This window comes from Streptosporangium sp. NPDC006013, from assembly GCF_040614275.1.
Lineage (GTDB): Bacteria > Actinomycetota > Actinomycetes > Streptosporangiales > Streptosporangiaceae > Streptosporangium.
The window spans coordinates 1-6,377 of the sequence record NZ_JBEXUE010000542.1; the positions used below are offsets into that span (position 1 = coordinate 1).

The window sequence follows — 6,377 nt, forward strand, 5'->3', positions numbered from 1 at the left end:
GACACGACGGAACCTCCTCCATCCTGTCCGCGGCCCGAGTCCCCTCAGCGTCTCCCGCGACCCGGTAATCATCAACCGAATCGGCCAACAAAATCGTCTACGGCTGAGAAGCTGACTTGATGACCGCGGTGGCCTCGACCTCGACCAGGAGGTCGGGCTCGGCCAGTGCGGCGACGCCCACCCCGGTGAGCGGCGGGAGCGGGGTGACGCCCAGCTTCGCGGAGGCCCGGGCGACTCCCTCCACAAACAGGGGCATCTTGTCGGGGGTCCAGTCGACGAGGTAGACGGTCAGTTTCGCCACGTCGTCGAAGGAGCCGCCGACCTCGGCCAGGGCGGTGGCGATGTTGAGATAGCACTGCTCGACCTGGGCGGCGAGATCTCCTTCGCCGACTCTGCCCCCATCGGCATCGCGGGCGACCTGGCCGGCGATGAACACCAGCTTCGATCCGGTGGCGACCGACACCTGCCGGTAGATGTCGACCTTCGGCAGTCCTTCGGGGTTCACCAGGGTGATAGCCATGCTGACTCCTTGTCGTTAGAGCCCGTGGGCTCGGGATCCCGAAACTATAGCAGTGCAATGCTATGTATTCTGGTGCCATGGCGAGGACGAAAGACCCAGCGGTCCGCACTCTGCTCATCGAGCGGGCCGCACACATGCTCCGCACTCGCGAGCCCATCACCCTGCGCTCACTGGTGGCCGGGACCTGCGTATCGACGATGGCCGTCTACACCTACTTCGGCGGCATGGACGGCATGTGGAAGGCACTGCGACAGGAGGGTTTCACCCGCCTGGGGGCCAAGTTCTCGACGGTGACCACGTCCGAGGATCCGGTTCGGGACCTGACCGCCCTGGTCGCCGCCTACCTCGGCAACGCCCTGGACCACCCCGACCTGTACCGGGTCATGTTCGACGCGAACTTCGACCTCGAAGACCTCAAGGCCGCGGACGCGACCCTGGAGTATCTGGTCCAAGCCGCCCGACGGGCCAGGGACGCCGACCGCTTCCGCGCCGACACCGACCCACTGGAACTGGCGATCCAGAGCTGGGCCATCGGCCACGGGCTGGTCTCCCTGGTCGCCAACGGCCCTCTGCCCCGCCAGACGCTTGACCACGGCGCCCCCATGCTGACCGCGCTGTTCATCGGCGCAGGAGATCAGCCCGACAGATGTCGCGCCTCGGTCGAGCAGGGTTGGAAGCAACTGCCCCCACCCGGCCAGGAGCCGGGGGCCGGGTAGGAACGCAACGGCGAGTCCCGATACGTTCCTCCCCGCATCGGAGCTGTCCGAGAAAGGATCCTTTGACGATCATGATCGACCGGTGGCGTGTGCGACTTCGTAGCCGTGTTGATCACGTGTGAGAACCGTGTCGGAAGGTCCGAGGCGTCCGGCAACCCCTGGTAACCGTTTTTGCCACACGTCCGGTGATGCGTCGCGGTGGTGCCCGAGGTCGGCGCGAACGCTTCTCCTTTGGGGCTCATGACACGAACCCAAGCGCAAGGCCTCCTGATGGTTGCGGTCGGTTCTCGCCCCTACGGCACCACGTGTCAAACGCCGAGGCCCGCGGCGATGGCGTCGAGAAGTTTGCCCAGGTCCACCAGTTGTTCGCGCTCCAGCGTCCCGAAGATCTCGCGCAGGACTCGCTCGCCGGCTGCCGTACCGGCGGCCAGCGCCCTGGCGCCCTCCGGAGTGAGGCTGACGAGTTTGGAGCGCCCGTCCTCGGGATCTGCCGCCCGTTCGACCAGTCCCTCACGCTCCAGCGCCTCGACGGACTGGGTGACCGACCGAGGGGCGTGACCGAGTTCTTGCGCCAGCGACGACTGCCGCATGGCACCGCGCCGATCGAGCACCTGCAAGACCTTCGTGCGGGCCAGCGACAGCCCTCCGGCTGTCATGCCGTCGTCGACGACTTTGCGCAGGCGGTATCCGAGCGACAGGTACCGCAGTCCGATCTCCCCGGGTGTCGCCATCCGGTCACTCATGGTCATCACTCTTCGCCACCGCTCAACTATTGAGGTACCTCATTGAATGCTACCTTAATGAGGTACCTCAACATTTCCCTTGGGGGGAGAACCCATGAACACCCGGCCCGTCATTGTGATGACTGGTGCAACGAACGGCTTGGGCCGCCTGGCCGCTCTCGACCTGGCCCGCACCGGCGCCCGCCTCGGCATCGTCGCCCGCAGCCGGCCCAAAGCAGACGCGCTGCGGCAGGAGATCGCACAGGCCGCCCCCCAGACCCCGGTGGATGTCTTCCTTGCCGATCTGTCCCTGCTCGCCGATGTTCGGCGGTCCGCAGAGCGGATCGATGCGCACTACCCGCGGATCGACGCACTGATCAACAATGCGGGTCTGCACGCCTTCTCCCAGCGGGTCACCTCCGAGGGATTCGCCGAGATGACCGCAGTGAACTACCTCGCGCCCTGGGTGCTCACCAACGCTCTGCGCGACAAGCTCACCGCCTCGGCACCCGCCCGGATCGTCACGGTCGCCTCCCGTGCCTCACGCCGGGCCAACACCATCGACCCGTTCAAGGACCTGACCGACACGGCGGACTTCACCCGCCGCGAGTCGAGCCTGCTGTACGGCCGGACCAAGCTGATGGACATCATGTTCACCCAGGAACTCGGTCGCCGGCTTGAGGGAACGGGCGTCGCGGTCACCTGCCTGTGCCCGGGCTTCAATGCCACCGGGCTCGGGCGTGAACTCCCCCTCGCCGAGACCCTGGAGAAGATCCTCACCCGGCTGAACATCGGCAACCCCCAGCACGGCGCCGACATCATCGTGAAACTCACGACCGACCCCGCCTTCGCCAGCATCACGGGAGGCTACTTCGCCGCCAAGACCGCCAGGCCATTGGAATGCCCGGAGGTCGGCCGCAGCGAAACAGCCCAGCGCGCGCTGTGGGATGCCACCGCCGAACTCCTCCACGCCCCCCGCCAACCCAACAGCACTTGAAACGCTCAACGTCGACCTCGGGCGGCAGCGGACGGCGTTCGCCCAGCCAGAGCACCTCGACGTGGACGCGGCGTCGGTCGTTCTCGCCGCAAGCTCGTCGAGGTCCGCCAGGCCGGGGGCCGGATCGAGCTGCCGGCTCTGCTCGACGTGACGGAGCGCGCCGAGCATGCGGCGCAATCCGGACAATGTCTCCCGTCCGACCGTCTCGATCTCGCCGAGCGCCTGGCCCGCCCGCCGCGGCTGAGTGTCGATGACCCGCCGGGCGGCGCCGGCCTGCAGGGCGATGACGCCGATGCTGTGGGCGACCGTGTCGTGCAGCTCACGCGAGATGCGCAGCCGTTCGTCGGTGACAGCCTGGGCGGTGGCCGTGGCGACCAGCGTCTCGGCGTGCTCGCGAGCCTGGCGCACCGAATGGCCGACCAGCCAGGCGATGACCGCCGTCATGGCCACCGCCGGCTCCGCCGAGGTGCCGACGATCCAGCCGAACAGCAGCCGGGTCGTCGTCAGATAGCCGGCGAGCACGGTGAGGGCACCGAGCAGGGCGATGATCCCGGTCCGGCGCACGCGCTCGGCCGCGATGAAGTACAGCAACACCACCTACGGGCGCTGGCTGGGCACCCGGATGGCCCGCCTGCTCCGCCCGGTCGCCGCCGTGACGGCGGTCTGGATCCTGGTGGCGGCCTCGATGCTCGCCCTCGGAGCCGAGGTCGCGACCGTGAACACGCTGACCAAGCTGGTGTGGTCGCCGCTGTGGTTCCTGCTGGTCTTCGCCACTCTGACGGCGGCGACCCCGCTGGCCGCCCGGCTGCACCCGGGGTGGCCGCTGGCCACCGTCGCACTCGTCGACCTGGTCCGATTCGGCGCAGGGGGACCCGCCTGGATCGGCTGGGTCAACGTTGCTGCTCGGCGGCACCGCCGCTACCGCCGCGCTCGTCCTGTGGGCCGGTTACCCGGCCTCCGTGGTGGGGGTGCCGGGCGCCCGGATCTCAAACCAGTCTCCCCCCACCCTCGCGGCAGTCGCCTTCGGCCTCGCCCAGTGCGGGGCGGCGCTACTGCTGCTCGGCCCGCTGCGCCGGACGCTGTCGCAGCCCGCCGCCTGGGCATTCGTGGCGCTGGCGAACCTGTCGGCGATGACAATCTTCCTCTGGCACCAGACCGCCATGATCGCGGTCACCGCGCTCGGCCTGCTCGCCGGCCGGACCCTGCCCGGCCTGCACACCGTCCCGGACAGTCCAGCCTGGATGTTCGCCCGGCTGGCCTGGCTGCCCGCGTTCACGGTGGCCCTGCTGACGTGCTGGGCCGCGTTCCACGCCCATGAACATCGGCGGCACGAAGAACCCGGCTACCGCACGACCACACCCGAGCAGCCGCAGCCACGCTGATCATCGTCTCTCCGGGCATCGCGTGGTGACCGGCGATGTCCCGAACCTGATCCAGTTGGCGAAGGCGTCGCAGGACTCGACCATGTTGATGGCACGGGTGATGTTCTCCCGCAGCGCGCCGTCGGAGATCGGGGTTGAGGAACCTGCGGGCCGTTGATCGCGCGGTGCACCTGGGTGTTTCCGGGACGACTTGTGCGAAGTGATCTGTTGGTAGGTGAAGACTATGGGCATGGAGTTCTTCTGCTACCACCGCGACCGGCCCGGCTCCGTAGCGCTGCGCGACGAGCTGCTGGAAGAGCATTGGTCCTATATGGACCGGTATGCGAAGGAGATGATCGCCCGGGGCCCGACCCTCACCGGCGACACACCCACTGGCAGCGTGCACATCGTCGACCTGCCCGATCCCGTCGCCGCCCGCGCGTTCGCCTTCGACGAGCCGAACTACCAGGCCGGCGTGTACCGGGACGTGCTGCTGCGACGATGGCGCAACACGCTGGGGCGCACCATGTGGGACTTCCCCGGCGGCCGGACCGGTGGCAACCGGTACCTGGTGCTCGGCCTCGGCACGGGGCAGGCCGCCGACCTCACCGTACCGCCCGACCGGGACGTGCTGATCGCCTACGGGCCGTTGTTGTCCGACGACGGCGCCACCTGGCTGGGCACGGCGGCGCTGGTCCGGGCGCCGGACCCGGACACGGCGCGCGCCATCCTGACCCCGGACCGGTACGCCGACATCGAGGTGCACAACTGGCAGTTCGGCGGGCGGCCGTCATGACCCGAGGACGTCCAGGTAGTGACGGCAGGCGATGGAATCACAACATCCACTACCACCCCCGCATCCTCAGCGCGGTCCCCGATGGCGCCCAGCGCGCCCTCGACGTCGGCTGCGGCGAGGGCATGCTCGCCCGTGAACTGCGGCAGGCCGTGCCGCACGTCACCGGCATCGACCTCGACGCGCCCAGCATCGACCAAGCCCGCGAGCACCCGGACGACGTCGGCTACATCCTCGGCGACTTCCTCACCCATCCTTTCGAGCCCGCCTCGTTCGACGTCGTCGCATCCGTGGCCACCTTGCACCACATGGACGCCGCCACCGGATTGGCCCGCATGCGCGACCTGCTGCGCCCCGACGGCGTCCTGGCCATCGTCGGCCTCGCCCGCAGCACCATGCCCAACGACCTGCCGCGCGACCTGGCCGGCGTCGCCGTCGGTACCTTCCACCGCGCCACGAAGGGCCACTGGGAGCATCCGTCCCCCATGGTGTGGCCGCCGCCGGTGACCTACCCGCAGATGCGAGCGCTGGCCGCCGAGATCCTGCCCGGCTCCCGGTACCGCCGCCACCTGCTGTTGCGCTACAGCATCACCTGGCGCAAACCGCAGGACTGAGCGGGGCCGGTCGGCCAGGTCCTGCGCGACCCCGCAGGCAGCGAGCCGCCGCAGTCGGCACAGGCACGGACCGCCGAACTACGGCTCACACACCCCATTCTCACGCAACGTCGCAGACCGCACCTTGCTCGCGGCGGTCCGGACGCCCAGCGCCGCACGACCTGAACTGAGAACTCAAGGCTCGAAACGGACATAGGCGTTCGCCGGGCACCTCCGGCCGCCGCCACGAGGCTCTCGATCGGCCCCATGGGAAGTCAGTGGGAACGGGCACGTACGGGCTGGGACAACAGCTTGAGGCTGTGTCATGGGTTCATGGCCCGCCGGGCGCGGAGAGCCCGGAGCTTGTGGCGGTTGCCGCAGCGCTCCATCGCGCACCAGCGCCGAGCGCCGGGGCGGGACGAGTCGACGAACACCAGCGGGCAGTCGTCGCTCGCACACTCGCGGATGCGCCCGGACAGCGGCCCGGACAGCAACTCGATCATCTCCCGCGCCAGCGTCGACAATGCTTGCGTTGCCCGCACCGGCGGCGCCCACCCCGCGGTCGTGCCGCCGGCGGCGATCTCGGCGAGTTCGAGATAGGGCCGGGTGCCGGTGAGCCGGTAGAGCTCGACCAGCGCGGTCTCGACCTCGGCGTGACCGTCGATGCCGGGGTGG

General features: G+C 69.1%; 11 protein-coding genes and 1 pseudogene. 7 read left to right on the forward strand and 5 right to left on the reverse strand.

Annotation, left to right across the window (positions count from 1 at the left end; all coding sequences use genetic code 11):
• Positions 1-97: 97 nt before the first annotated feature.
• Positions 98-520 (reverse strand): RidA family protein, encoded by a 423-nt coding sequence (locus ABZ260_RS44325; protein WP_355630056.1) that lies wholly within the window; start codon positions 518-520, stop codon positions 98-100.
• Between the two features lie 77 nt (positions 521-597).
• On the opposite strand from ABZ260_RS44325, the gene ABZ260_RS44330 reads away from it, so the two are divergent.
• A complete protein-coding gene (locus tag ABZ260_RS44330; RefSeq protein WP_355630058.1) occupies positions 598-1,236 on the forward strand; it encodes a TetR/AcrR family transcriptional regulator in 639 nt (212 codons plus the stop codon).
• Between the two features lie 308 nt (positions 1,237-1,544).
• Here the strand turns inward: ABZ260_RS44330 and ABZ260_RS44335 are convergent, their stop codons facing one another.
• A complete protein-coding gene (locus ABZ260_RS44335) occupies positions 1,545-1,979 on the reverse strand; it encodes a MarR family winged helix-turn-helix transcriptional regulator (RefSeq protein WP_355630061.1) in 435 nt (144 codons plus the stop codon).
• Positions 1,980-2,097: 118 nt separating this feature from the next.
• Between ABZ260_RS44335 and ABZ260_RS44340 the strand changes: the two genes are divergently transcribed.
• Positions 2,098-2,955, forward strand: coding sequence for an SDR family NAD(P)-dependent oxidoreductase (locus ABZ260_RS44340; RefSeq protein WP_355630064.1), 858 nt, complete (start codon positions 2,098-2,100; stop codon positions 2,953-2,955).
• A 204-nt stretch (positions 2,956-3,159) separates the two neighbouring features.
• On the opposite strand, the pseudogene ABZ260_RS44345 reads toward ABZ260_RS44340, so the two are convergent.
• Positions 3,160-3,249: pseudogene (locus tag ABZ260_RS44345) on the reverse strand (hypothetical protein); the annotation flags it as partial.
• On the opposite strand from ABZ260_RS44345, the gene ABZ260_RS44350 reads away from it, so the two are divergent.
• Entirely contained in the window at positions 3,206-3,466 is a 261-nt protein-coding gene (locus tag ABZ260_RS44350) for a hypothetical protein (protein WP_355630067.1), read from the forward strand. The pseudogene ABZ260_RS44345 and the gene ABZ260_RS44350 sit on opposite strands and share 44 nt — an antisense overlap.
• Positions 3,467-3,552: 86 nt before the next feature.
• Here ABZ260_RS44350 and ABZ260_RS44355 read toward each other — a convergent pair whose 3' ends face one another.
• On the reverse strand, positions 3,553-3,849 hold the full coding sequence (locus ABZ260_RS44355; RefSeq protein ID WP_355630070.1) for a hypothetical protein: 297 nt from the start codon (positions 3,847-3,849) through the stop codon (positions 3,553-3,555).
• 2 nt (positions 3,850-3,851) lie between these two features.
• Here ABZ260_RS44355 and ABZ260_RS44360 point away from each other — a divergent pair, with 2 nt between their 5' ends.
• From ABZ260_RS44360 to ABZ260_RS44375, 4 genes are all read left to right on the forward strand, one after another.
• Positions 3,852-4,337, forward strand: coding sequence for a hypothetical protein (locus ABZ260_RS44360; RefSeq protein WP_355630073.1), 486 nt, complete (start codon positions 3,852-3,854; stop codon positions 4,335-4,337).
• 25 nt (positions 4,338-4,362) lie between these two features.
• Positions 4,363-4,494 carry a hypothetical protein gene (locus ABZ260_RS44365; RefSeq protein ID WP_355630076.1) on the forward strand — a complete coding sequence of 44 codons (132 nt, stop codon included), beginning with the start codon at positions 4,363-4,365 and terminating at the stop codon, positions 4,492-4,494.
• Between the two features lie 66 nt (positions 4,495-4,560).
• Complete coding sequence (locus ABZ260_RS44370) at positions 4,561-5,112, forward strand: YciI family protein (protein WP_355630079.1); 552 nt, start codon at positions 4,561-4,563, stop codon at positions 5,110-5,112.
• On the forward strand, positions 5,109-5,723 hold the full coding sequence (locus ABZ260_RS44375; protein WP_355630082.1) for a class I SAM-dependent methyltransferase: 615 nt from the start codon (positions 5,109-5,111) through the stop codon (positions 5,721-5,723). Before ABZ260_RS44370 ends, ABZ260_RS44375 begins: the two co-directional genes overlap by 4 nt.
• 302 nt (positions 5,724-6,025) lie before the next feature.
• On the opposite strand, the gene ABZ260_RS44380 is transcribed toward ABZ260_RS44375, so the two are convergent.
• Positions 6,026-6,377: CGNR zinc finger domain-containing protein (locus ABZ260_RS44380; protein ID WP_355630085.1), on the reverse strand; the 352-nt coding region annotated here is incomplete at its 5' end.